A 22,762-nucleotide genomic window follows, 5' to 3' on the forward strand; every position below is an offset into this window, starting at 1 on the left:
AGGGGCGTTTCTTCTTTTCGGCCATGGCAACCGTCTCTTCTAGCGTTGCAGGATCCCGCCAGCGGCAGGGAGATAGCGCAATTCGAAGAAGACGCTGTCGCCCTGGCATGGCGCACGCTGCGCGAGTACTTCACCGGCGTCCGCAGGAGACAGCGCCGTCGCGGTGAAAGCCTTGTCGCTGCCGGTCTGGCGGAACAGCTCATAGACGAAGCCCTGGGCATGCGATTGCGCACACCGCCCGGCCGCCGCCATGTAAAGCTGCCTTGCGCCCTGCTCCAGCCGCTGCGTGCCCGCGCCGTCCTGCACCCATGTACGCACGCCGCTGCGCTGCACGTCTTCCACCAGGTCGGCGTAACGGTCCGGCGTCATATGCCCCGCGAAGAAGGACGTCACATAGATGGGCCTCGATACGATGCCATCGAGCTGCCGCTGTTCTTCGACCAGATAATCGCGCAGCTGCGCGCGGGCCTTGGGATCGTTCCAGCGGACGTCATCGATCTCCATCGGCAGATACCAGCCTGCGATCGCCGCTCCCCCGAGATCGCCGGCCCATCGATGGGCGACCTCGGCGTTTCGCCGCGACAACGTGCGCAGGTAGTCGGCCATGTCCTGGCCTTTCTTCTGGTCCTGCAGGGTGAAGAAAGCCGGATCGCTGCCCAGCCCCAGCACGATATGCAGCCCGGCGGCATGCGCATCACGCACGCGCTGCAACAACCACGCATGTTCATCGGGCGCCGCGAACGCATCGCCGTACTGCGTCCATTGCACGACCAGCGTGTCGAAGCCCTGCTGGCGCACCTCGGCGAACAGCTTGGGCCATTGGTCCTGCGCGACGTCGCGGTCGCGACGCTGCGGCTGGTAGATGATCGCGGTCGTTGCCGAGGCCCACAGCGGGACGACGACGAGCAGCACGGCGGCAAGCCAGCGCAGCGATGGCCTCACCATTGCGTCCTCACGATCAGGAACACCACGTTGGTTTCCCTCAGGTAGCTCGTAAAGGCGTGCTGGCCTTCCAGCGCCAGGCTAAGCCGATGCGGGTAGGCGTCGTAGCGGGTTTCACCGAACCACAGGTTCCACTGCAGGCCGATGCCCATGCGGCCATCCTTTTCGTACCCCAGGCCATGCGCGCGATCGATGCCCGTGTACTGGAGGTGCACGTAGGGTTCGAGCGCCTGGCCCTCGACCAGCTTGTGCTCCCAGCCCAGCGTGTAATCCAGGGTGGCCACGGTTTCCTCTGCGCGAAGGTAGTAGGCGAGATCGACATAGAAGTTCTGCGTGATCCAGCTTCGCCCGGGCGCATGCCAGTCATCGCTGAACTGCGTGCCGAACGCCCACGACCCGCTCGCGCGCAGCATGGTGTCGTTGTGCGTATCGCGATTGTTGCTCAACGGCGTCTGCTGTTCCGCGGTCAGCACGATGTTCTGCGAGCGCAACGGCTTCCAATGCAGGCCGACGCCCAGCATGGGCGCATTCACCGGCCAGAAACCGCCGTTGGCGCCGCTTCCGGCGAACACGCGCGCATAGGCCGCCAGGGTATTGATGTCGCCGCCGGTCAAGGCGGGATCGAACCGGTACTGCCCCTCCAGCTGCAGGTAGCTGCGATACGACACGCCGGGCGCCGCCGCATTGGCGGCCGATGACACCGAGTCACCCAATGACATGTCCGCATTGAAGCGCCATTTGCGGCCGAGGTCCTCATGCAGGCGACGCAGGTTGTAGAGCTGCGCGTCGTCGTCTTCCTGCGCTCCACGGCCCGCCGTGTTGCCATCGGTCGCCGGGCCAAGCTGGTCGATCGCCCTCGCCGCATAGGCCTGGGCCTGCGCGTTGTCGCCCAGCTGCTGGTGCACGTACAGCAACTGCCTGGTAAGCGCTGGGTCGTCGGGATTGGCGCGGCTCGCGCGCTCGAACTGCGTTTGCGCCTTGGCCGGTTCGCCAGCCTGCAGGTAGGCGTACCCCAGCGACGCCGCAAGCGCCGCATCGTCGGGCGACAGCACGCTCGCGCGCTGCAGGGAGACCAACGCCGCCTGCGATTCCCCTGCCTGGGTCTGCAGTGCCGCCAACCGCTGGTAATAGCGCGGATCGGGATGCAGGGCGATGGCGTTTTCCAGATCGGCGCGTGCCAGCGCCGGATCGCGAGGCTCATCCGCCTGCGCGAGCAACCACCAATAGTTGTGGTCCTTGGGCCCGCCCTGGGCGGCGTAGGTGTCCAGCCAGGACCGCGCGATCGCCGGCTCATCGGCGATGATCGCCGTATTGGCGGCGGCCATGAGGTCCACCGGTTTCATGTGGGCCGCCGGCACTTGCTGCCATGCCTGCAAGGCCGTGGCGTAATCCTTCGCGCTATAGGCCTGGTAGGCCAGCGCGCGCGTCACGTCGCTGTCCGGTTGGCGGCGGCTGGCTTCGGCATACGCGTATTCGGCCAGCCCCGGACGATCACCGCTGTAGCAGTCGCCGAGCTGCCGCCACATGTCGGCTGGATACTCGGACGAGAAATCCGACATCACCGCGCGAATGCCATCGCAATCATGCAGCGCGCCAAGAACGCGTACCTGCGCCATCCTCAATGGCACGCTCTCCAGCGGGCGGCGAAGGCGATCACGATCATCGGCCGATGCGAACAAAGCCGGTTGCTCACCGGCAAGTACGGCCAGCCTTGCGAACATGGAGGCGGAGCCGGGATTTCCGGCGAACGGATAAGACGCCATCAGCAGGTCCTTGGCATCCTGCGGAGAACCCGCCTCCATCAGGCGGTAGCTGAGCGGATCGAGCAGGCGATAGCCTTCCGGCTGCGCAATCAACGCCTCGGCCTGTTGCCTGGCGTCCGCATAGCGGCCTTGCTCGAGCGCCAGCGTGAAGCGCTCTTCGCGGAAGCTGTCCGCGGGAACCCGCGCGAGCATGCGTTGCGCCGTTGCATGATCACCGCGCGCCATCGATTGCGGCACCACCAGCCGCGCCTGGAACATCAGGTTGGCGGGATAGCGCGGCGCATAGCCGGCCAACAGCGCCGGCTGCACGCGCCCGGTCTGCGACATCAGATAGATCCACTGCCGTTCGTCCGCCTCCTTGTCGAACGCCGGACGACGCGAAGCGAGGTAGCCGGCGAGTTGCGCCCGATCGCCGCTGTTGGCGATCGCCTGGGCAAAGGCGAGGTCCTGCGCGGGTCCATCGAGCCCGCCACGCGACTGCAGCTGGCGCGCCTCGTCCCACTTGCCGAGCTTCAGCAGCAACTGGAACCACTGCCCGCGCTCGTCCGCGCTGAGCTTGTCCTCGCGATCCAGTATGCCCAGCTGTGTTTCGGCACGACGGTCATCGCCCAGGTAGATCGCACGCTGGACCAAGGCATGGCGCAGCGCCCGCCCTTCCGTCGTGCGCGCGAAATCGGCGGCGGCGAGTTCCGCTTCGGCCTTGGCAAGATCACCCTGCTTGAGGGCGTCAAAGCCGCGCTGCGATCGGCAGACCGGCCCCGGGTCATGCCGGCAGTCCACGGCAGGCGCGGACGTGCTCGCCTCCCATGCGCGCACATCCGCATCATTCGGCGTGTAACGTCGCTGCGTTTCCACCACCTGTCTTGCGCGGGCCTCCTGCCCCGAACGCCGGTAGGCCTCGGCAAGATCGAGCGCCGTGCGGACGTTTTGCGGCGCCAGCTCGCGGGCGCGCTCGAACGCCGCCACCGCCTTCGCTTCCTCGGCCGCGGCCTTGGCCTTGTCGCCCGCCTTGGCCGCTTCCTTGGCCGCCGCCAAGGCGGCATAGCCGGCCTGCTGATGCGGATACACCACGAACTGTTGATAGCGGCTCGCCTCGGCGCTGGACGTCTGCCCAAGCGCGCACGTCCACCATGTCGGCGCCATCACGAACAGCGCCACCGCACAGCCGGCGGGCCAACGCCTTTTCATGCGGCCCTCTCCTCGGGCGCGTCCTGGGATATCGACGCCCCGACATCCGTTGCCAGCAGGCTCAACACGTTCGGCTGCAGCGAAACCTGCAAGGCAAGCGCGCGCTCCAGCGTTTCATGCGTGATCACGCCCTGCCCGACGAGAAACTCCCCCAGGGGCTGCCCGCTGCGCGAATGACTCAGCAGCAGGGCCCGGAAGGCAACCTCGTCGAGATGGCCTTGCGCCACCAGGATCTCGCCGAGCATCACCTGGCGCGACACATAGCTGGACCAGAGCCTGGACCAGCGGTCGCTGCCCGGGCGCATGCAACGCGAAGCCACTTCGAGCAGCAGGTGTCTTTGGGCCTCACTGCCCCGCAGATGGGCATAGCAGCAACGCAGGCCCACGATGACCTGTCCCTTGTGCGCGAGCACGTACCTCACCCGTCGCTGCAATTGGCGCGCGATGGCTGCCAGCGACACCGGGTCGATGTACGACTCGCTGGCGAGGACCAGCGTGCCGCCTTCCGTGCGAAGCGGGAGCACGGCGTAATGCAGGGCGATGTTTGCCGGCACCGAATCGAGCAGCTCTTGCGATATCCCGGCGATATTGACCGACTCGCAAGGCACCCCGATCTGTTCCGCCATGGGCTGCGCGAGCTGCTCGGCCGTGACCCTCCCCTCATGGATCAGCGAGCTGCCGATCTGCAGGCCTTCGATGCGATGCTGCCTGGCTTCGCTCATCTGCGCCGCGGAAACCACGCCGTTGGCGATGAGTATCTCGTCCAGTGAACGCTTCACCCGGTTTTCGCCGCCGATGCTGGGGAAGTCGTGCGTGGTCTTGTCCCATGCCACCCGGCGTGGATCGCCCGTCTTGATGATCTGCCGGATCGCGCGCCAATTGGCGAGGAAATTGACCAGGTTGCCCCACAACAGCCTCGGCACGGACAGCAGGCCCTGCTTCACGCCGTAATACCCCGACACGAAGACGATGCGCTGCAACACCCGGTTGCACATGAGCAGGATGTTCGCCGTCAGGACGAAGTTGAACCACGGGCGACCTTCGAAAATCGAAACGAAGCGCGGCGCCTCCGTCCACACCTGCTGGATGGCCCAGGTGGCCATCAACTGCAGCAGGATGAGCATGGCGGCGAAGCTGACGAAGTTGTTGATCGCACCCTTGCGATCGCGCCAGAGGAAATAATTGAGCACCGGCCCACGCGTCCAGCCGTGGGTCCGGTATCCCTGGTAAACGATGCCGATGATCCAGCGCGACTTCTGCCGCACCGCCGTTTCCAGTCGGTCGGGGAAATACTCACGCACGCAGATGACGTTGCAGTCCCTTGCGTTCTGCCCGAGGTGGCTGGTCTGCGGGTGATGGCGCTGGTAGCGCAGCACCGGAAAGCGCACGAAGATCTCGGCCATGCCCCATTGCTTGAGGCGCAGGCCGATGTCGTAGTCCTCGGTGAGGCTCTGCACGTCGAAGGCCACGCCGTTTCCCGCATCGATCAAGGCCAGGATGGCGCGGCGGCTGAAACACGTGCCCACGCCCGCGCTCGGCACCTGCCCCGCCAGCGCTTCGCGCACGGGGATGTCCTTGCCATGCAGCTCGGCGAACTCGTCCAGGTAATGCAGGCTGGTGAAGTTGTTCCACTGCCGCTCGAACGGGTATACGGGAATCTGGATCAAATCCTTGCGCTCGACCAGGAAGTTGTACAGGCGCAGTTCGAGTTCGCACACCACGTCCTCGGCGTCATGCAGGATGAAGCCCTCGAACGTCACGCGCGCGCGGCGCTCGAACTGCAGGATGGCGTCGAGCACGTTGTTGAGGCAGTCCGCCTTGCTGGTGGGCCCGGGGCGCGCGCATACCACCTTATGCACGTTGGGAAAGCGCGCGCACACTTCGTCGACGTCGCTCTGCGTATCCGGATCGTTCGGATAGGTGCCGACGAAGATGTGGTAGTTCTCGTAGTCCAGCGTGGTCGCCGCCAGCTCCGCCATATGGCCGATGACGCCGGTCTCATGCCACGCCGGCACCATGATCGCCAACGGCCGTTCGGCCGGCCGATACAGGTCGTAGTAGCAGGCGCGCCGCTGCTTGCTGTAGATGAAGAGCGACTTCCACAGCCGGCGGATCCAGAAGACGGTATCGATGAAGAAGTCGTCCAGGCCGCTGATGAGCATCAACACGGCGATCACGCTGACGACGACGCTCAGTCCGTAGAGGTAAACCGAGAATGCATCCAGCAGCCACATACAGGCTCCACCGATCAGACCGCTTCGCGCTGGCGTTCGTCGCCCATCAACGCGTCATGGAGAAAGTCGACGATGCGATCGCAGGCATGCCCGTCACCGAACGGGTTGCCGGCATGTGCCATCGCCTCGTACGCCGCCGGGTCGTCCCATAGGCGCTCCACCTGGTTGACGATCGACGCGCGCCGCGTGCCCGCCAGCCGTGCGCAACCCGCCTCGATGGCCTCGGGCCGCTCGGTTTCCGTGCGCAGTACCAGCAGGGGCACGCCGAAGGTAGGCGCCTCTTCCTGCAGCCCGCCGGAGTCGGTGAGCACCAGCCATGCATCCATCAAGGCCTGTTGCATCTCCAGGTAGTCGAAGGGAGGCGTCAGGCGCACGTTGCCCAGCCCACCGAGAATCGCATGCACCGGCTTGCTCACCACCGGGTTGAGATGCACGGGAAAAAGCACCTGCAACTCCGGATGGCGGGTGGCGATATCGGCGACCGCGTAGCAGATCTCACGCAGGTCAGCGCCCCAGTTCTCGCGCCGGTGCGACGTCACCAAGAGATGGCCCTTGCCTTCGGTGCGGCGCGTGATGTGGTGGCGTCGCGTGGTCCAATGCTGTGCGTCGATCACGGTATTGCCCGTGACGAATATCCGATCCTCCGGAATGGCTTCCACATTGAGTGCGGACGCCGCGCGGCTCGTGGGTGCCAGATGGAAGCGCGTGATGCGGCTCACCATCTGCCGCAAGCCTTCCTCGGGAAATGGCCGGTCGAGGTCGTACGTGCGCAGCCCCGCTTCCACATGCGCTACCGGAACGCGATGGTAGAACCCGGTCAGCGCGCCAAGGAAGGTGCTTTCCGTGTCGCCCTGCACGACCACCAGCGACCAGGACGCATCGGTCATCACGCCGTCGAGCAGCGAGCGGCAGCGCACGCTGAACTCGGCCAGGCCATCGCCGCCGCGATCGAGCACGATGTCGGGCGTGATGTCGAAACAGTCGAGCATCTGGCGCGCCATGTCCCCGTGCTGCCCGGTATGTAGCCAGCTTGGGTGCGCCCAGCCGCAGGCGTTGAGGGAATGGTAAAGGGGCGCCAGCTTGATGATTTCCGGGCGCGTGCCGCAGATGATCAGGATGTCCAACATGAGCTTCCCCGCATGGTCGCGACGGCTCTGCTACCCGGGCATCCCATCCCTATCCCAAGGCAAGACAAGACCCTGGTCGCCGGCGCCCACCCTGGCAGCGCCCGCGGTCGATCAAGCATCAGGAGTGAAACTCTCGTTCGAATGTTCAGTTACGAGACATTGACGTTAAGTTTAGGGAAATTAATGACACAGATTGTGCCAATCCGCACTTGACTAGAAGGCATATTTCGAGAAGCGGAATTCCGCCCAGGAGTGGCGCGAGCGTAAGCTCACCGACGGAAAGCGAGGCTTCCCCACTGCGGGATCAGGGGCCTGGGCAATCGGGATGTGAATCGCGTTCTCGGCCATGCGCGTGTGTACCCAACGACCGCGCATCGATTCCGTCTCACAGCGAGGATTCGCCATGACCAGGTTCGCGCCTTTTGCGCCGCGCGCACTCGGGTCCCTCGTGGTCAGCGCCATGCTGGCATTTGCCGCGATTTCAGACCCGACATCCACAGCCAACGCAACGCCCCCGGCGCGGCGGACGGCCGACGCCACACAGTTGCCCGCACCACCACCGCCGCCAAGCGCCGCATTGCCCACCAAGAAGGCGACCGCGGCTTCGTTGATAACCCGGACGTCCGCATCGGCAAACCTGAGCGTCGCACCCGCCAAGGCCCTTGCGCCGGCGACGGTGACACCAACGAATGCATTCGCAGGCGCGCCGGGCTCCAATGCAAACCAGAACACGCTGGTTCTATACGACAGCACCGGTCAATGGGGCTGGCTTGGCGAGGACTACGGCATCATGGCCGCCAATCTCGTCAGCCACGGCAGCAAGTTCACCGTGCACGCGGCGGTCAACTACGTCGCCGGCGAGATCAATGGTTATACCGGGCTTGTCTACATCGGCTCGACCTACGACGAGCCGCTTCCCACGGCGCTGCTTGATGACGTCCTGGCAACGACCAAGCCCGTGCTGTGGATGGGCGACAACATCTGGCAGCTTTCCGCGCGCGCGGCGAATTTCGCCACGCAGTACGGCTTTACGCCGATGTTCTTCGACTTCACCAATACGCTGACGGTGACGTACAAGGGCGTGGCACTGCAGCGCAATTCGCTGGCCGTGGCGTCGGGGCTGCTGCAGACGGTCATCAACGATTCCACCAAGGCGCAGGTGCTGGCCGCAGCCACCAATGACGTCGGCGGCACGGTGAACTGGGCCACCAAGGGTGCCAACCTCACCTACATCGGCGAGGTTCCTTTCAGCTACACCGGCCCCAACGATCGCTACCTTGCAGCCATCGACCTGCTCGGAACCGTGTCCAATCCCGCTATGCCGGCACGCAAGCGGGCGCTGGTGCGCATCGAGGATGTGAGCGCCGACGACAGCCCCGCGCAGCTGCGGGCGATCGCGGACTACCTCTTCAGCAAGAACGTGCCATTCACCGTCGCGGTGATTCCGTTCTACGTCGACCCGAACGGCTACTACAACAATGGCGTACCCGTGTCACTGCACCTGCGCCAGGTATCCGGCGTCGTCAGCGCCCTGAAGTACATGCAATCCAAGGGTGGAACGCTGATCATGCATGGCTACACGCACCAGTATTCCAATGTCGCCAACCCGTACAGCGGCGTCAGCGCCGATGACTTCGAGTTCTATCGCTCGCACATCAGCCCGGACAACTACGTGCTCTATGACGGCCCCGTCACCGAAGACACCATGTCATGGACACAAGGGCGCATCCAGAAGGGCCTGCAGGAGTTCGCCAACGCTGGCCTCCAGGCGCCGACGATCTTCGAGCCGCCGCATTACGCCGCATCGGCCATCGACTACCAGGTGTTCAACGCCTCGTTTACCGCACGCTACGACCGCGGCCTGTATGCCACGGGATGGTGCCCCAACGGCGTCTGCGGCACGGGAACGCCGAATTACACGCAGATCTACGGCCAGTTCTTCCCGTACCTCGTGCGCGACATCTACGGCACGGTGGTCATACCCGAACAGCTAGGCAACGTCGAACTGGTGGCGTTCAACAATAATCCGCCGCGCCTCCCTGCCGACATCCTGTTGAGCGCCCAGAACAATACGGTGATCAAGGACAGCGTGATGAGCTTCTTCTTCCACCCCTACCTCAACATCAGCTACCTCAAGCAGATCGTGCAGGGACTGCAATCCATGGGCTACACCTTCGTGCCCGCCAACACCGTCAAGCAGGGTTGATCCACCCGACCTGCCGGTCGCCAGGGACGGCGACCGGTCACGGAGTACACCGCGCATCACCGTCGCCCACTCAAGAACTCGTCTTCCACCAGCACTTCCTGCCTAAACCGCACAAGGGGCAAGGCCCAAGCCGGAAGCAGCCATCAGCCACCGGGCTGGTGCAACCTGCCGAGACGGCCGTAGCTCCTTTTGCGAAACGGAAAGGAAAGTGTTCATGTCCCCGCCCTTCTCCATGAATCTCCCGGTGCTGCGCTCGGGGCACCCGGGAACGTTCATTCATGTCGAAGGGGACCGCTCGCCCGCGGGCATCTGCAGCCTTGCCGTCACCGACAGCGGCCGCTGCTACATATGCGCCGCCAGGGACTTCTTCGACGCGCTCAGGGCGATTCGCCTCATCCTCGAAGCCCGAGATGTCCAGGTGCTATGCAACGGATCGAGGGAGGACGTGTGGCCTTCGCCCAAGTCGCGACGGAAGAACTCCGGCCTGCTGGCTTATGTATGCAAACCCGGCCAGTTCGCCACCGAGGAAGTGGAGATCTTCGATGACGCCACCGACACCGCGCATGTCTCCGTCTCCGCGCAGGAGGCCTATGCGAGGCAATGGCTGGCGTCGGCCGGCGGCCGATAGTGACACTCGCCCCCCCCCAATTCGGGGCTCTTGCCAGCAGAGCCCCTATCGTCTATCCGCTGATGACGACTTAAGCGCCGAAGTCGACAATCACTTTCATCGCCTTCTCGTCAGCGGCATGCTTGAAGACGTTGTAGGCCTTCTCGATCTCGGAGAACCTGAAGTGATGCGTCGCCAACTTGTCCATCGGCAGATGTCCAGAACAACAGGTCTTCATCAGCATGCCGGTGGTATTCGCGTTGACCAGGCCGGTCGTAATGGTCAAGTTCTTGATCCACAGCTTCTCCAGCGCAAAGGTGACGGGCTTGCCATGAACGCCGACGTTGGCCAGGTGCCCACCCTCTTTCACTACATGCTGGCAAATGTTCCAAGTCGGCTCGACACCCACGGCCTCGATCGCGCAATCAACGCCCCGACCGTTCGTCAGCGCCAGTATCCGCGCGATGGCATCTTCGTTGGCCGAGTTGACCAGATCGGTCGCCCCCACTTCTTTGGCCATGGCCAGGCGATGGGGATCCATGTCTACGACGATGATCTGGCTTGGGGAATAGAGCTGGGCCGTGAGAACACAGCTCATGCCCACCGGACCGGCGCCAATGATCGCGACCGTGTCTCCGGGCTTGATGTTGCCGTTCTGGACGCCGATTTCGTGCGCAGTGGGCAGCGCATCGGAGAGCAGCACGGCCACATCCTCGTTTAACTCCGATGGCAAGAGATACAACGAAGTGTCCGCGAAGGGCGTGCGAACAAACTCAGCCTGCGTGCCATCAATCATGTAGCCCATGATCCAGCCGCCATTGTTACGGCAATGCGCGTAGAGCTGTTTCTGGCAGTTCTCGCAGGTGCCGCAGCGACTGATGCACGAGATGATGACTTTGTCGCCCTTCTTGAAATGCTTGACCGCCGGGCCCGTCTCTTCAACGATGCCGATGCCCTCGTGACCGAGAATGCGACCATCGAAGCGGCCCATTTTCCGCTGGGCGACTTCGGCGATTTCCGGGTTCTTCCCTTTCCAGATACCCAAATCCGTGCCGCAGATCGTTGTCTTGGTCATTCGAATAATGGCGTCCGTGGGCTCCAATATCCTGGGAACCTCGCGATCCTCGACACGGATGTCGTTTTCGCCGCGATACACCATTGCCTTCATTGTCTGTGCCATGGAAACTCCTTTTGGCCGAACCGAATGTGGGGGCTGGCAGACGGTTTGCGTGCACACGGATCGGCCCAGACCAAGAAGCTGAAACCACCAGCCTGCCGACGCGCCTTTACCAGGCAGCCTGCCGTCGCCGTCGCTTTTCGTAGTCTGATCTCGTGGCCTGATGGATACTATTGACCTGAGTCAATTGGGCCGCTGAAAGCCCATGGATAGCGAGGCCGCGGAACACCTCTCTGGGCGACGCCATGGAGACCGGAGGCCGACGATGGTCGCATTGACGTGAAGCTAGCCACGTTCCCCCGTCATGCCGCCGGCCGACAAGCTGCCGATAGCGCGACAGCCGCACGGCTCAGGCGCACAGGCCAAAGCGCTGTGTGGCTTATGCCAACCGAAAATTATCGATGCGGGCGAAGCAAATCGCGCCGGCGGATTCCAGGTAGACCGCTTACGACACCTTCCTGGATGCCAGCCCGCCATCTACCAGTTCGCAAAGCTGCTGGAGCAAGTCCGGTCGAAGTACTCCCACGGACTTTCCCTGGACAGCCAGAGCACCCATGTCCTCGAACCGGGTGAACAATCGGCTTACCGTTTCCACGGCCAGACCGAGGTAGCTGGCAATATCGTTTCGGGACATCGACAGCATGAGATGGTTGCTGTTGCGACGCAGGGCTTTATACCGGTCGGCCAAGCTCTTCAAGAAGATGGCCAGGCGCACCTGGGCCTGCTGTTGGCCCATCGTCACCAGGTGCTGATGCTCCTTGATCACCTCTCGGCTGATGACGCGAAGCAGTTGACGATGCAGCGCGGGAATCTGGCTGGTAATCCGCTCCAACTCCGAGAACGGCAGCTCGCAAATGCTGGTTCGCTCCAATGCCTGGGCCTGGCTCGCATGGTGCCCCGACGCAAGCGCATCGATGCCCACGATCTCTCCCGGCAGGTGAAACCCAATGACCTGTTGCCCCATCGCTCCGTCCAGAACGAACGTCTTCAACGCGCCGGATCGCACTACAAAAAGCGAGTGGAACGTATCTCCGGCCCGATAGAGCGCCCGTCCGCGTTCAAGAACGCGCTTATCCCTGACAGCTGCGTCAAGGCGAGCAAGATCATCACCGTTGATGCCTGCGGGAAGACATAGCTCCTGCAGGCCACAACTGGCGCAACTACGTCGTAGCTGGCTGATATCAGGTAAATCGGCGACAGGCGGCATATAGCCCATCCCTTGAGGTCTGGATGTGCCATGGCATGCTAGCACGGACACCCAAACCAGACGCAGCGGGCCCCTTTATATGACCAACTCAAGACAAGCGTGTCCCACTCCACCGTCGTTGGAAAAGTTGACTACCGCCAACACGATGGACCGAAGAAAACACGGTTGAAGAGATTTCCCCGTACGAAACCAAGCCATGGCCGGCGTCTACACCATGCCCTCATGGCTCGTCGCATCGGGGCATGCTTTACCTCTACCGGGCGATCATGTTTCACGCGTTTTTTTAAGACGGACCAGAGCTGTCTCGTCGCTCTGTCGACACTGGCATCGAACTGGCGAGTCGACCCGGTGCCAGCGTCTTCGCGTTTCACGTGAGGGAGCCGTTCGCGTCGACGCCCTGTTTCACCGAGGTGATGATGCTCCACAGGATGTCCATGAAATGGTGATCCGTGAGGCGTTTGCCAACTTGCAGAGACCAGGCAAATTGCCGACGTCGACAAGGTCCATCTGGGATGGCCACCGATAATTCACTCATCGTCTCTATGAAGCGATTGTGCGTGCCGCTCGCGGCATCACTGCCGGGCCAAGGTTTCGGGAGAAGCTCCTCCGCGAGTACCAGACCTTGTCCTGGCACCGACAGTTGCACGATTTGCATGAAGCCGCGGAGTGCGATGCGCCAGGCGCAGGAGCGCCTGGCGTGATCAGCGCTCAAGCCCTGGACGTCAGAACGCGCCGTCGATATCCGTCACGGCGATCAGCTTGTGATTCACGAATTCCTTGATACCGAGACCCGTGAGTTCGCGCCCGTAGCCGGAGCGACGCACACCACCGAAAGGAAGATCCGCCGCTACGCCAGTGGGATGGTTGATGTAGACCATGCCGGTAGAGATCTTCTTTGCTACTTCGATACCGTGCTTGATGTTGGTGGTGAACACCGAGCCACCCAGCCCAAAGGGTGAATCGTTGGCGATGCGGATGGCGTCAGCTTCATCCTTGGCGCGAATCACCTGTGAAACCGGCCCGAAGAATTCCCAGTAACGCGCCGGGTTGTCATCGCTGACATTGCTAAGAAGCACTGGGCGGAAGAACGCACCCTTTGATGGCACTTCCGCACCGATGACCTCGACCTTGGCACCGTGCGCGACGGCCTGTTCGAGCTGCTTTTTCAGATCGTCCACAGCCCCCTGGGACGACAGTGGCGCCAAGGTTGTCGACGCCGCCATCGGGTCGCCCGCCTTGAGCTTGGCTACGCCGGCCTTGTACTTCTCCAGGAAGGCGTCATAGATCTCATCCACCACGATGATGCGCTTGGACGAACAGCACACCTGGCCGGCGTTCCAATGGCGGCCGGTAACGGCCCACTGCACGGTCTTGTCGAGGTCGGCGTCGGCCAGCACCACGAACGCGTCCGCACCGCCCAGTTCCATCGTGGACTTCTTCAGGGCGTTGCCTGCTTGAGCGGCCACGACTGCGCCCGCACCCTCCGACCCCGTCAGCGCCACGCCTTGCACGCGCGGGTCCTCGATGATGGCCTTGAGCTGGTCGCGGGTAGCGTAGAGGTTGGTGAAGCCACCCTGCGGCAGCCCGGCTTCACGGAACAGCCTTTCGAACGCGGCCGCGCATTGCGGCACATTGGAAGCGTGCTTGAGGATCAGCACATTGCCGGCGGCCAGCTGCGGTGCCGCGATGCGAACGATCTGGTAATACGGGAAGTTCCATGGCTCGACGGCCAACAAGATGCCCTGAGGCACATGCTCGACCCACGACTCCGTGTAGGACGCGTGCTTGCTCGACAACTTCTCTGGCGCCAGCAAGGACTCGGCATGCTCGACGTAGTACTCCAGGATCTGCGCGCACAATTCGACCTCGCCTTCCGCTTCGCCGATCACCTTGCCCATTTCCAGCGTAAGGATCTTCGCGTAGTCCGTATGACTCTTGCGCAGAAGGTCAGCGGCCTTTTGCAGGACCTTCACGCGCTCGGCGACGGGGACATCTTTCCATGTATGGAACATCGCTTGTGCCCGGTCGAGAGCCTGCGCGACGTCCGCGTCGGTGGCATTGGCGAAGGTCTTTACTGTTTCGCCGGTGTACGGATTGATGGTTGAGTAAGACATGGATGGCCTCTTGGGTGCGGCGCCCGCGCCTTCGGTAACCCGATCAGCGGGCATGGGGGAATGGGGGAAATGGGGAGTGCCCCAGGCTTTGTTTCAATGGGCGGGCAAGTCCTTGATGGCCTGCACCATCGCCGTGAGTACGGCCAGTGCGTCGCCGTACACCATGCTGCAGTTGTCACCGTAGAACAGCAGGTTCTCCACACCGGCGTAGCCCTTGCCCTGCCCTCGCTTGATGACGTAGACCTGGTGCGCCTGGTCTACGTTGAGAATGGGCATGCCATAGATGGGAGAACTCTTGTCAGTGCGTGCGACCGGGTTCACTACGTCGTTGGCACCGATAACCAGCGCCACGTCGGTGCTGGCGAAACTGTCGTTGATATCTTCCATATCGAAGATCAGGTCGTAAGGCACACCAGCTTCGGCCAGCAACACGTTCATATGCCCTGGCATGCGCCCAGCCACCGGATGGATGGCGAACTTCACATCCACATCCGCTGCCTGCAACACCTTCACGAACTCATACAACTTGGCCTGGGCCTGCGCGACTGCCAAGCCATAGCCAGGCACGATGATGACGCTGCCCGCATAGCGCATGGTGACGGCGGCATCCGCGGCGTCGGCCGCCTTCATCTGCCCATGCACCTCACCCCCGCCCGAGCTCTCGCTCTCACCGAACCGGCTGAACAACACGTTGGCCAGTGACCGGTTCATCGCCTTGGCCATCAGCAGCGTCAGCAAGGTACCCGCCGAACCGACCACCATGCCGGCAATCATGAGGGCGGGGTTGTGCAAGGCATAACCTTCCAGACCCACGGCAAGGCCGGTAAATGCGTTGTATAGCGAAATCACCACGGGCATATCAGCGCCGCCGATGGGCAGGGTCATCAAGACACCCAGCGCCAACGCACCGGCAAAGAACAGCCCCAGGTACCAAGGCGTGGCGACACCCGCGACCACGGCACTGGCCAACCCCAGCGTAAACAGCAGGACCAGCGCATTGAGCGCGCTCTGGCCCTTGAACCGCCAGGCGCTCCGCATGCGCCCGTCCAGCTTGGCCCAGGCCACCAGCGAACCGGCCAACGAGACCGAGCCGATCAGTGCGCCCAGGGAGGTCACTCCCAGTTGCAAACCATCGGTGCCATGCGGCCCCGTCAATTCAACCGCGGCGACCGCGGCGGCGGCACCGCCGCCCATGCCGTTGTACAGCGCCACCATCTGCGGCATGGCGGTCATCGCGACGTTCTTGCCACTTCGCCAAGCCCAACCTATGCCAATAGCGAGCGCCAACAGGGCCAGGCCCAGGTTCTCCAGACGATGCGGTCGAGCCGCCTCATCGACATCAGCCAGGTAGCCGAAGCTGGCCAGCACGGCTACCAGCATGCCGATGCCAGCCAATACGATGCCCCGCAGCGCGGTCGCCGGAGACGACATGCGCTTCAGACCCAGAATGAACAACAAAGCGGCCGCGAAGCCGCTCAGTTCGACCAGTATCGACAACACGCCCTACTCCTTCTTTGTTGCCGTGCCAGCCGTGGGTTTGAACATCGCCAGCATGCGATCTGTCACGACATAACCGCCGGCCGCGTTGCCGGCACCGAGCAGCACACCGATAAACCCAATCGCTTGACCGGCCACGGTCTGGGCGTTGAAAAGCGCGTGCAGCGCACCCACCACGACAATGCCGTGAACGAAATTCGATCCCGACATCAGCGGCGTATGCAGGATCGATGGCACTCGACTGATCACCTCGTAACCGGTGAACGCGGCCAGCATGAACACGTATAGGCCAATCAGCCAGCTCATCGACAGATCGATGCTCACGACTGCACCTCCCTAGCGGTAGTGGAGTGAGATGACACGTCGGCGCCACGCTTGACGTCGGCATGGCGGATCTCGCCGGCATGGGTCAACAAGGTGCCGTCTATAACCGCGTCGTCCAGGTCCAGCGACACTGCCCCGTCCTTGACGATCAGCTCGAGTAGATTGAAGAGATTCTTTGCGTACAGTTCGCTGGCATGCTGGGCGAGCAGCGAAGGCACGTTGAAAGGTGCCAGGATGGTCACCGGCCCGACCGTCACCGTCTGCCCGGGTACCGCGCCTTCGCAGTTGCAACCGCTGTCCGCCGCCAGGTCGACGATCACCGAACCGGGTTTCATCCCGCTGATTTGCTCACGATCGATCAAGCGCGGCGCCGACCGGCCGGGAACATTGGCGGTGGTAACGATGAGGTCAGCCTGCTGGACGTGGCGGGTCAAGACCTCGCGCGCCCTGGCCTGCTCTTCAGGCGTCAAGGCTCGCGCGTAGCCACCCTCGCCACGCGCGTCCACCCCGGTGTCGACAAACTTGGCGCCGACAGACTGCGCCTGTTCCTTGGTCTCCGGACGCACGTCGTAGCCTTCCGTGATCGCACCAAGACGGTGCGCCGTGGCCAACGCCTGCAGACCCGCGACGCCCAAGCCCATCACCAACACGCGTGCCGCGCGCAATGAACCCACCGCAGTGGTCATCATCGGCAAGATGCGCGGCAAGTGCACCGCGCCAAGGAGCGGCGCGTAGTAACCAGCGAGTGCGGCCTGGCTGGACAGCGCATCCACGGCTTGCGCGCGGCTTATCCTCGGCACGGTCTCCATGGCCAAGCTGCTGATCTTGCGATCAAGCAACTGCGCCACCAAGGCGGGCTCTTTATTCGCGTAAATGAAGCTGATCAATACGGCGCCGGGGCGCATGGCAGCAACGACGTCGGCCGACGGCGCCTGGATGGCAAGCACGACATCCGCGTCAGCCACCATGGCCGACGGGTCGTTTTCTACCGCTGCACCGGTGTAGTCGGTATCGGCATAGTGTGCGCCGAGGCCCGCTCCGGTCTGGAGCGTAACCGACGCCCCAAGTTTAGTTAGCCGAGGCAACATCGAGGGTGTGATCGCGACGCGGCGCTCGTCCGCTCCCCTCTCTCTCAGTACGGCGATCTTGATCGACATCGCATGGCCCACGGAAAGTCAGCAGGGACTCTGACATTGGCGAAGAACCAGGATTTGATCTCAGTCAACTTTCGGTGGGAAAGCGACGGGTGCGGCGTTTTCAGCACGCCCTATAAGACCTTGTCCCATCGAACAAAAGCCTTGGCGCCTGACGCGCTGGCGGGAGTCCACCGCGTGCCGGGCTTCTGTTGCCCAGCACCTCCGACTCGTTTCACAGCGTGCTCACCACTGATCTGCAACGGCCCTAGCCATTCCACGGCGATAGCCTCGCCTTCCTCTAGATCGACACCCCAATACGGACCGGTTCCGCATCAGGCTCTTGGCCCAAGCTCCCACCCAACCATCTACACCCGGCAATACCTTGGGTGCCGCATAAACACGGACCATATACTCCCAATCAAAACTCGGCCATCTCGCTCGGACCCTTGTTTTGTTCGGTTCTTCCACGGGCCTGCGTCAGCGAGGGTGAACCCGTTCATTCAATCGAGGGGAACAGCGTCTGGTGCTCCCTTCAGTCGCTGGACCCGATATCGCGCGACCCATCGCTTTCCCAGCCGGTTGAAGGGAAGCTCCACGCCATGGTGTATCACGGCCGCCAGCGCGACGGTGGCAGGTATGCCCAGCAGGGCCGACGGGATCTCGCCAAGCGAGGGCATCAGCCCCACGATGATTTCCCGCACGGGCACATGAATCAGGTAGAGCGGATAACTGATGCTGCCGAGCCAGCAGAGGGCCGGCATCCGGATGTCCAGGCGCATGAACGCCATGAAGAGCCCGACACCGACGGCGTATCCCAGCACGAACCGCAGCGGGGTTTCGCCGAACCCCCAATCCCGGTGATACGCGAGAAGAAAGCAGCCCACCATCACCGCACCGACGCCTGACAGGATGCACCGCAGCCGCGTGCTCGACAAGAATCCCGCATGCCGGTGGTGATAGAACACAAAGCTGGCGAACATCACGACCAGGCTGAATGCCGGCGCGACCGGCGTCTTCACCAGCAGCACCGCGCGCGGGATCGCCAGCAGCAACGACAGTACACACGCCCCCAGCAGGCACCACAGGCTCGCGCGCGGGTCGGCGACCTTGCCGGCCAGCATCAGGACGGCCATGACCGCGTAAAAGATGATCTCGATCTGCAGCGTCCAGTACACGCCCACGATGTCGTGCACGCCCATGAACCGCTGGGCCATCGTCATGTTCGCGAGCAAGACAGGCAGTGCAACAGGGGCGGCAACGACGGCGAGGATCAACGAAACCCAGTACGCCGGGTACAGGCGAAATGCCCGGGCGGTCGCAAACTGCAGCACGGTGGTCGGCGAGTGCAGCACCGACCAGGGGATGATGTATCCGCTGATGCAGAAGAAGGCGACGACACCCATCGTTCCAGGGTCGATATGAGTCGCCAGCGGCCCAAGCGCCGCAATCCTGAAGTAGTGCCGGATAAGGACAAGGATCGCCGCCGCCCCGCGCAACGCATCCATCCATTCGAATCTCAGTTCCTTCGTACAGGCCATCACCCTGCATCTTTTGAACGGCGAATCCTTGGATTCTCTTCACCGTTAGATGAACGTAAGGTCACCATGGCGCATGTGATGGGTGATGGGTGATGGGTGATGAGCGGTGAGCAATGAGCGATGGGCGATGGGCGATGGGCGATGGGCGATGGGCGGTGAGCGGTGAGCGGTGAGCGGTGAGCGGTGAGCGGTGAGCGGTGAGCGGTGAGCGGTGAGCGGTGAGCGGTGAGCGGTGAGCGGTGAGCGATGAGCGATGAGCAATGAGCAATGAGCAATGCGCAATGCGCAATGAGCAATGAGCGATGAGCGATGAGCGATGAGCAATGAGCGGTGAGCGATGGGTGATAGGCAGCGATCATCATCGATCAACGCGACCGAACCACCGGCAGTCACCGGAAACACGCGCAAACACCCCACCCATGCAACGCCCCTCACGTCCCTTTGTAGGAGCCCACCCAGTGGGCGACCGCAGCCCATCACCCTTCCCTCACCATCCGCCTGTCGCGAATAGACACCTCCCACCGAGTAACAAATTTCGAAGCGGCACACGTAATGCACTGCCTGGAAAGACCACACCGATCCCCCGGCTTTGCGCCGGAAGACCCTGACATCTCACCAGCCCACCGCCGTCAGACGCGCCCTCACCCAGGCGGACAGCCATCTCGCCCAACCCTGACAGACGATGCCAACCCTGCTTGTTAGGGTCTGGCGGTCACTCGCGCCGTCTTTCTGCAGGGCTTCGCGAATGACCATGACCACGATGTCATGAGGCGCGGGCCGCGAGTGCCGGAAACACCCACGACCCGCTAACCATCACCAACTTCGAGGCAGTTGATCATGGCTACCCACGATCATACGGTACGCATTCGCCCGTCCGTTCCCGCTGACGGCATCCTCACTCCTCCCCCTGGCGACTCGCCATCCACATCCGTGGCATGGCCCGAAACCCTGCGTCACGGCACGCGCGGTGACATCGCCCTGGCGCTGCTTGCCCTGACCCGCCTGCGTATCGACAGCGAGTGCTGTCGCATCGCACAGGCCCGCGGTTTTCCCGGCAGGCCGCTGCCGTGGCCGCTTTCCAAGGCGGAAACGACCAGCCTCGGCACGGCCATCCACTGCCTCCGGCAGTACGCCAGCCTGCTCGGCCACGAGCCCCGAGTGAACCCACCACACGTCCGATGATCGCCCTCGCGGCGCATCGGCCGGCATGGCGATGCGCCGCTCTCCGGCGATCACCCACAAAGCCACTAGGCATTCACTGACACGGAGCGCTGTAAGCGCCTATCCGCTGCGCGGCCGTGCCCGACAGGGAAGACAACCCATGGAACTGATCCAACTTTCACCGCGCATGGATGTGGACCCCTTACTACGCCTGCGCTCCCCCGGCGACGTGCTGCTGCTCGACTACATGCTCCCGGCAACGATGAATACCTCGCAACTTGCCCGCCGTACGGGTATCCGGGCACCACATCTCAGAGACTTCCTCACCGACGCCCGGCCCATGACTTCCCGCCATGCCAAACGGCTTGCCCTTGTGCTGGGCACGTCCCCGCTCTATTGGCTCGTGCTGCAGGCGCGCTACGACCTGGCACGTGAGGCGCACCGCGACGCCACACTCAATCGCTAGATGTGGGCGCCCGGCAACAGCGCAGCGCGAACGATAAAGAGAAAATGTGCTATCAGGAGAACCTTCATTCCCTCCCATCGGCCAGCCGCTCAAGGCGATGGCCCGATGGCATGACCCGATACCTACCGCCAAGTCTCATAAGGAAACTCTGTGACGTACAAGAAGTTCGCCATACTCACCTCTGCCCTGCTCGCCGGCTGCGCCAGCTCGGGCACGAAAGTGGATCCCCGTGTCGTCAGCACGTTCCAGCCCGGCATAACGACCATCGCCCAGGTGGAGGCCCAGCTTGGCAAACCGAATGTTTCCACCCGATTGCCCGACGGCAGCATCCAGATCGTCTACGCCTACACGCATAAGCAAGGCAGCGGCAGCTGGATCCCCTTCGTCGGCGTGTTCCGAGGCCATGCCGATGCCAACACGGTGACCGAGTCCCTCACATTCGACCAGACCGGCCTGTTCGTCCAGGCCGCGTCATCCACCTCATCGACACAGTCGGACACGCTGTCCAGCAAGTAAGCGAAAGCAAGCCCTGGCCCGCGAAGCCTGCCATCCAGGAAAACATCACCAGGGTCAGATTTCACTTTTTCAGGTCATCCCAGTGGCGTCGGAATGATCACTCAGGAAAGTGCGGTCTGGCCTGGGTTTTGGCGGTCATACCGAAGGGTCGACCGCATCAACGGCAGGAATGCGCATGACTTGTCACGGCCGCGATTGAACCGGCATCCTCTGCCGACAGCCAGGTCAAAGGAAGACAATGAGCACGAGCCTAACGATTCCAACAGACGACCAGGGGCGAGGCAGCATCACTTGCATCGGCCTGGGCATGACACTGGGTTCGCATCTCACCCCGCTTGCGCGCAGCCATATCGAACAGGCCGACGTCGTATTCATGGGGGTGTCCAACAGCATTGTCGAGCAATGGCTGCAACGCATGCACAAGGACGTTCGCAGCCTGCAACCCTACTACGGCGAGGGAAAGCCGCGCTCCGAGACCTATCGCGAATGGGTCGATCTCATGATGACGGAGGTACGCGCAGGCAAGAAGGTTTGCGGCGCCTTTTATGGACACCCGGGCATTTTCGCCTGGTCGCCGCACAAGGTCATCGAAGTGGCGCGTGCGGAAGGCTATGACGCGCATATGGAGCCCGGCATCTCCGCCGAAGACTGCCTGTATGCCGATCTCGGCGTCGACCCGGGAAGCCACGGGTGCCAACACTTCGAAGTGAACCAGCTGGTTTTTTTCAAGCGACGGCTGGACCCGACGGCCTACCTGGTGCTTTGGCAGGTTGCCATGATCGCCAACGAATCCATCTCCAAGACAGATGCCTCGGCAGCCTACAGGGAGCTGCTCGTCGATCGCCTCAGCCGCGACTATCCACTCGACCACGAAGTCATCGTCTATCGCGCCGCCACCTTGCCCATCGAAAGGCCACGCATCCGCAGGGTGCCGCTAAGCGATCTCGCCACGATGCCGATGACTGCGGAGGAAACGGTCGTTGTGCCTCCGGCAGAAGCACTCCAGCGGGATGAAGAATTCATCCGCAGAATGGAGGCGCTGCACGAACTGCAAGCAAAACGCGGCACGGCCTAGCGAAGCCGGGGGCACAGGAAGCCAAACCCCGCCTGTGATATGTAAGCGAAGCGCCGGCTGTTGACAGATGGCTTGGCGCGCAAAATCCATCGACAACCAACGAAAGGAACGTCACATGGCTGACACCATAGAACTGCTGGAAGCAATCGGCCGCAACGCCTCCCTGCGACGTGCATCCCCGCAGGCGCTGGCTGCCGCTCTTGAAGGCGCCAAGGCGTCCCAAGCCTTGACGGCTGCAGCGGCAAGCGGCGACGCCTCGCACCTGAGCCAGGAATTCGGTGACATCGATCTCTTTCCGCCCCAGGTCACCCAGGGAATCGCAGTGCAGCTTTTCGCGGTACAGCTTTAAAGCAATCATTCGATGCACCGCCTAAAGAAGCCCGGAGCTATCCGGGCTTTTTTTGGACAACGCACGCCACCACCCCTGCCCCCGTGCATGGGGCATGGCTTCATCCGCGCACAGACTCAACGCATATTTCCGTAC

The 22,762-nt window shown here is 62.8% G+C and carries 20 protein-coding genes; 7 read left to right on the forward strand and 13 right to left on the reverse strand.

Going from position 1 to position 22,762, the window contains the following annotated elements:
* Window positions 1-39: 39 nt before the first annotated feature.
* The 5 genes from JMF82_RS11400 to JMF82_RS11420 all read right to left on the reverse strand — a co-directional run bounded on the left by JMF82_RS11400 (window position 40) and on the right by JMF82_RS11420 (window position 7,986).
* Window positions 40-945 (reverse strand): DUF4434 domain-containing protein, encoded by a 906-nt coding sequence (locus JMF82_RS11400; protein ID WP_201314698.1) that lies wholly within the window; start codon window positions 943-945, stop codon window positions 40-42.
* Entirely contained in the window at window positions 939-3,893 is a 2,955-nt protein-coding gene (locus tag JMF82_RS11405; protein ID WP_201314699.1) for a tetratricopeptide repeat protein, read from the reverse strand. Before JMF82_RS11405 ends, JMF82_RS11400 begins: the two co-directional genes overlap by 7 nt.
* A complete protein-coding gene (locus JMF82_RS11410; protein WP_201314700.1) occupies window positions 3,890-6,127 on the reverse strand; it encodes a glycosyl transferase family protein in 2,238 nt (745 codons plus the stop codon). The genes JMF82_RS11405 and JMF82_RS11410 overlap by 4 nt, the downstream gene beginning before the upstream one ends.
* 14 nt (window positions 6,128-6,141) lie before the next feature.
* Window positions 6,142-7,254 carry a UDP-N-acetylglucosamine 2-epimerase (non-hydrolyzing) gene (wecB, locus tag JMF82_RS11415; RefSeq protein WP_236585425.1) on the reverse strand — a complete coding sequence of 371 codons (1,113 nt, stop codon included), beginning with the start codon at window positions 7,252-7,254 and terminating at the stop codon, window positions 6,142-6,144.
* A gap of 213 nt (window positions 7,255-7,467) precedes the next feature.
* Window positions 7,468-7,986, reverse strand: a complete 519-nt coding sequence (locus JMF82_RS11420; protein WP_201314701.1) for a hypothetical protein — start codon at window positions 7,984-7,986, stop codon at window positions 7,468-7,470.
* 58 nt (window positions 7,987-8,044) lie between these two features.
* On the opposite strand from JMF82_RS11420, the gene JMF82_RS11425 reads away from it, so the two are divergent.
* Window positions 8,045-9,460, forward strand: a complete 1,416-nt coding sequence (locus JMF82_RS11425; protein WP_201314702.1) for a polysaccharide deacetylase family protein — start codon at window positions 8,045-8,047, stop codon at window positions 9,458-9,460.
* 214 nt (window positions 9,461-9,674) lie between these two features.
* Window positions 9,675-10,088, forward strand: coding sequence for a hypothetical protein (locus tag JMF82_RS11430; protein WP_201314703.1), 414 nt, complete (start codon window positions 9,675-9,677; stop codon window positions 10,086-10,088).
* A 70-nt stretch (window positions 10,089-10,158) separates the two neighbouring features.
* Here JMF82_RS11430 and JMF82_RS11435 read toward each other — a convergent pair whose 3' ends face one another.
* The 8 genes from JMF82_RS11435 to JMF82_RS11470 all read right to left on the reverse strand — a co-directional run bounded on the left by JMF82_RS11435 (window position 10,159) and on the right by JMF82_RS11470 (window position 19,060).
* Complete coding sequence (locus JMF82_RS11435; protein WP_236585426.1) at window positions 10,159-11,247, reverse strand: zinc-dependent alcohol dehydrogenase family protein; 1,089 nt, start codon at window positions 11,245-11,247, stop codon at window positions 10,159-10,161.
* Window positions 11,248-11,689: 442 nt separating this feature from the next.
* Entirely contained in the window at window positions 11,690-12,451 is a 762-nt protein-coding gene (locus JMF82_RS11440) for a cyclic nucleotide-binding domain-containing protein (protein WP_201314704.1), read from the reverse strand.
* A 367-nt stretch (window positions 12,452-12,818) separates the two neighbouring features.
* Complete coding sequence (locus tag JMF82_RS11445) at window positions 12,819-13,106, reverse strand: hypothetical protein (RefSeq protein ID WP_201314705.1); 288 nt, start codon at window positions 13,104-13,106, stop codon at window positions 12,819-12,821.
* 67 nt (window positions 13,107-13,173) lie between these two features.
* Complete coding sequence (locus tag JMF82_RS11450; protein WP_236585427.1) at window positions 13,174-14,619, reverse strand: NAD-dependent succinate-semialdehyde dehydrogenase; 1,446 nt, start codon at window positions 14,617-14,619, stop codon at window positions 13,174-13,176.
* 39 nt (window positions 14,620-14,658) lie between these two features.
* Window positions 14,659-16,065 (reverse strand): NAD(P)(+) transhydrogenase (Re/Si-specific) subunit beta, encoded by a 1,407-nt coding sequence (locus tag JMF82_RS11455; protein ID WP_201314706.1) that lies wholly within the window; start codon window positions 16,063-16,065, stop codon window positions 14,659-14,661.
* A gap of 3 nt (window positions 16,066-16,068) precedes the next feature.
* Window positions 16,069-16,368, reverse strand: coding sequence for an NAD(P) transhydrogenase subunit alpha (locus JMF82_RS11460; protein ID WP_201314730.1), 300 nt, complete (start codon window positions 16,366-16,368; stop codon window positions 16,069-16,071).
* Window positions 16,369-16,382: 14 nt separating this feature from the next.
* Window positions 16,383-17,543, reverse strand: a complete 1,161-nt coding sequence (locus JMF82_RS11465) for an NAD(P) transhydrogenase subunit alpha (RefSeq protein ID WP_201314707.1) — start codon at window positions 17,541-17,543, stop codon at window positions 16,383-16,385.
* 479 nt (window positions 17,544-18,022) lie between these two features.
* Window positions 18,023-19,060, reverse strand: coding sequence for an acyltransferase (locus tag JMF82_RS11470; RefSeq protein WP_201314708.1), 1,038 nt, complete (start codon window positions 19,058-19,060; stop codon window positions 18,023-18,025).
* Between the two features lie 837 nt (window positions 19,061-19,897).
* Between JMF82_RS11470 and JMF82_RS11475 the strand changes: the two genes are divergently transcribed.
* From JMF82_RS11475 to JMF82_RS11495, 5 genes are all read left to right on the forward strand, one after another.
* Entirely contained in the window at window positions 19,898-20,242 is a 345-nt protein-coding gene (locus JMF82_RS11475) for a hypothetical protein (RefSeq protein ID WP_201314709.1), read from the forward strand.
* Between the two features lie 139 nt (window positions 20,243-20,381).
* Window positions 20,382-20,687 carry a HigA family addiction module antitoxin gene (locus tag JMF82_RS11480; protein ID WP_201314710.1) on the forward strand — a complete coding sequence of 102 codons (306 nt, stop codon included), beginning with the start codon at window positions 20,382-20,384 and terminating at the stop codon, window positions 20,685-20,687.
* Between the two features lie 150 nt (window positions 20,688-20,837).
* Window positions 20,838-21,203 (forward strand): hypothetical protein, encoded by a 366-nt coding sequence (locus JMF82_RS11485; protein WP_201314711.1) that lies wholly within the window; start codon window positions 20,838-20,840, stop codon window positions 21,201-21,203.
* Between the two features lie 238 nt (window positions 21,204-21,441).
* Complete coding sequence (locus tag JMF82_RS11490; RefSeq protein WP_201314712.1) at window positions 21,442-22,278, forward strand: SAM-dependent methyltransferase; 837 nt, start codon at window positions 21,442-21,444, stop codon at window positions 22,276-22,278.
* A 115-nt stretch (window positions 22,279-22,393) separates the two neighbouring features.
* A complete protein-coding gene (locus JMF82_RS11495) occupies window positions 22,394-22,627 on the forward strand; it encodes a hypothetical protein (RefSeq protein ID WP_201314713.1) in 234 nt (77 codons plus the stop codon).
* Window positions 22,628-22,762 lie beyond the last annotated feature (135 nt).

Source organism: Dyella sp. EPa41, assembly GCF_016586165.1.
Classification (GTDB): domain Bacteria; phylum Pseudomonadota; class Gammaproteobacteria; order Xanthomonadales; family Rhodanobacteraceae; genus Dyella.

Excerpts from the sequence above, each read along its gene's own strand:
- JMF82_RS11400 (WP_201314698.1), bottom strand. The coding sequence starts at position 945 with ATGGTGAGGCCATCGCTGCGCTGGCTTGCCGCCGTGCTGCTCGTCGTC.
- JMF82_RS11405 (WP_201314699.1), bottom strand. The coding sequence starts at position 3,893 with ATGAAAAGGCGTTGGCCCGCCGGCTGTGCGGTGGCGCTGTTCGTGATG.
- JMF82_RS11410 (WP_201314700.1), bottom strand. The coding sequence starts at position 6,127 with ATGTGGCTGCTGGATGCATTCTCGGTTTACCTCTACGGACTGAGCGTC.
- wecB (WP_236585425.1), bottom strand. The coding sequence starts at position 7,254 with ATGTTGGACATCCTGATCATCTGCGGCACGCGCCCGGAAATCATCAAG.
- JMF82_RS11425 (WP_201314702.1), top strand. The coding sequence starts at position 8,045 with ATGGCCGCCAATCTCGTCAGCCACGGCAGCAAGTTCACCGTGCACGCG.
- JMF82_RS11430 (WP_201314703.1), top strand. The coding sequence starts at position 9,675 with ATGTCCCCGCCCTTCTCCATGAATCTCCCGGTGCTGCGCTCGGGGCAC.
- JMF82_RS11435 (WP_236585426.1), bottom strand. The coding sequence starts at position 11,247 with ATGGCACAGACAATGAAGGCAATGGTGTATCGCGGCGAAAACGACATC.
- JMF82_RS11440 (WP_201314704.1), bottom strand. The coding sequence starts at position 12,451 with ATGCCGCCTGTCGCCGATTTACCTGATATCAGCCAGCTACGACGTAGT.
- JMF82_RS11445 (WP_201314705.1), bottom strand. The coding sequence starts at position 13,106 with ATGCAAATCGTGCAACTGTCGGTGCCAGGACAAGGTCTGGTACTCGCG.
- JMF82_RS11450 (WP_236585427.1), bottom strand. The coding sequence starts at position 14,619 with ATGCCCGCTGATCGGGTTACCGAAGGCGCGGGCGCCGCACCCAAGAGG.
- JMF82_RS11460 (WP_201314730.1), bottom strand. The coding sequence starts at position 16,368 with ATGAGCTGGCTGATTGGCCTATACGTGTTCATGCTGGCCGCGTTCACC.
- JMF82_RS11465 (WP_201314707.1), bottom strand. The coding sequence starts at position 17,543 with ATGTCGATCAAGATCGCCGTACTGAGAGAGAGGGGAGCGGACGAGCGC.
- JMF82_RS11470 (WP_201314708.1), bottom strand. The coding sequence starts at position 19,060 with ATGGCCTGTACGAAGGAACTGAGATTCGAATGGATGGATGCGTTGCGC.
- JMF82_RS11475 (WP_201314709.1), top strand. The coding sequence starts at position 19,898 with ATGGCTACCCACGATCATACGGTACGCATTCGCCCGTCCGTTCCCGCT.
- JMF82_RS11480 (WP_201314710.1), top strand. The coding sequence starts at position 20,382 with ATGGAACTGATCCAACTTTCACCGCGCATGGATGTGGACCCCTTACTA.
- JMF82_RS11490 (WP_201314712.1), top strand. The coding sequence starts at position 21,442 with ATGAGCACGAGCCTAACGATTCCAACAGACGACCAGGGGCGAGGCAGC.
- JMF82_RS11495 (WP_201314713.1), top strand. The coding sequence starts at position 22,394 with ATGGCTGACACCATAGAACTGCTGGAAGCAATCGGCCGCAACGCCTCC.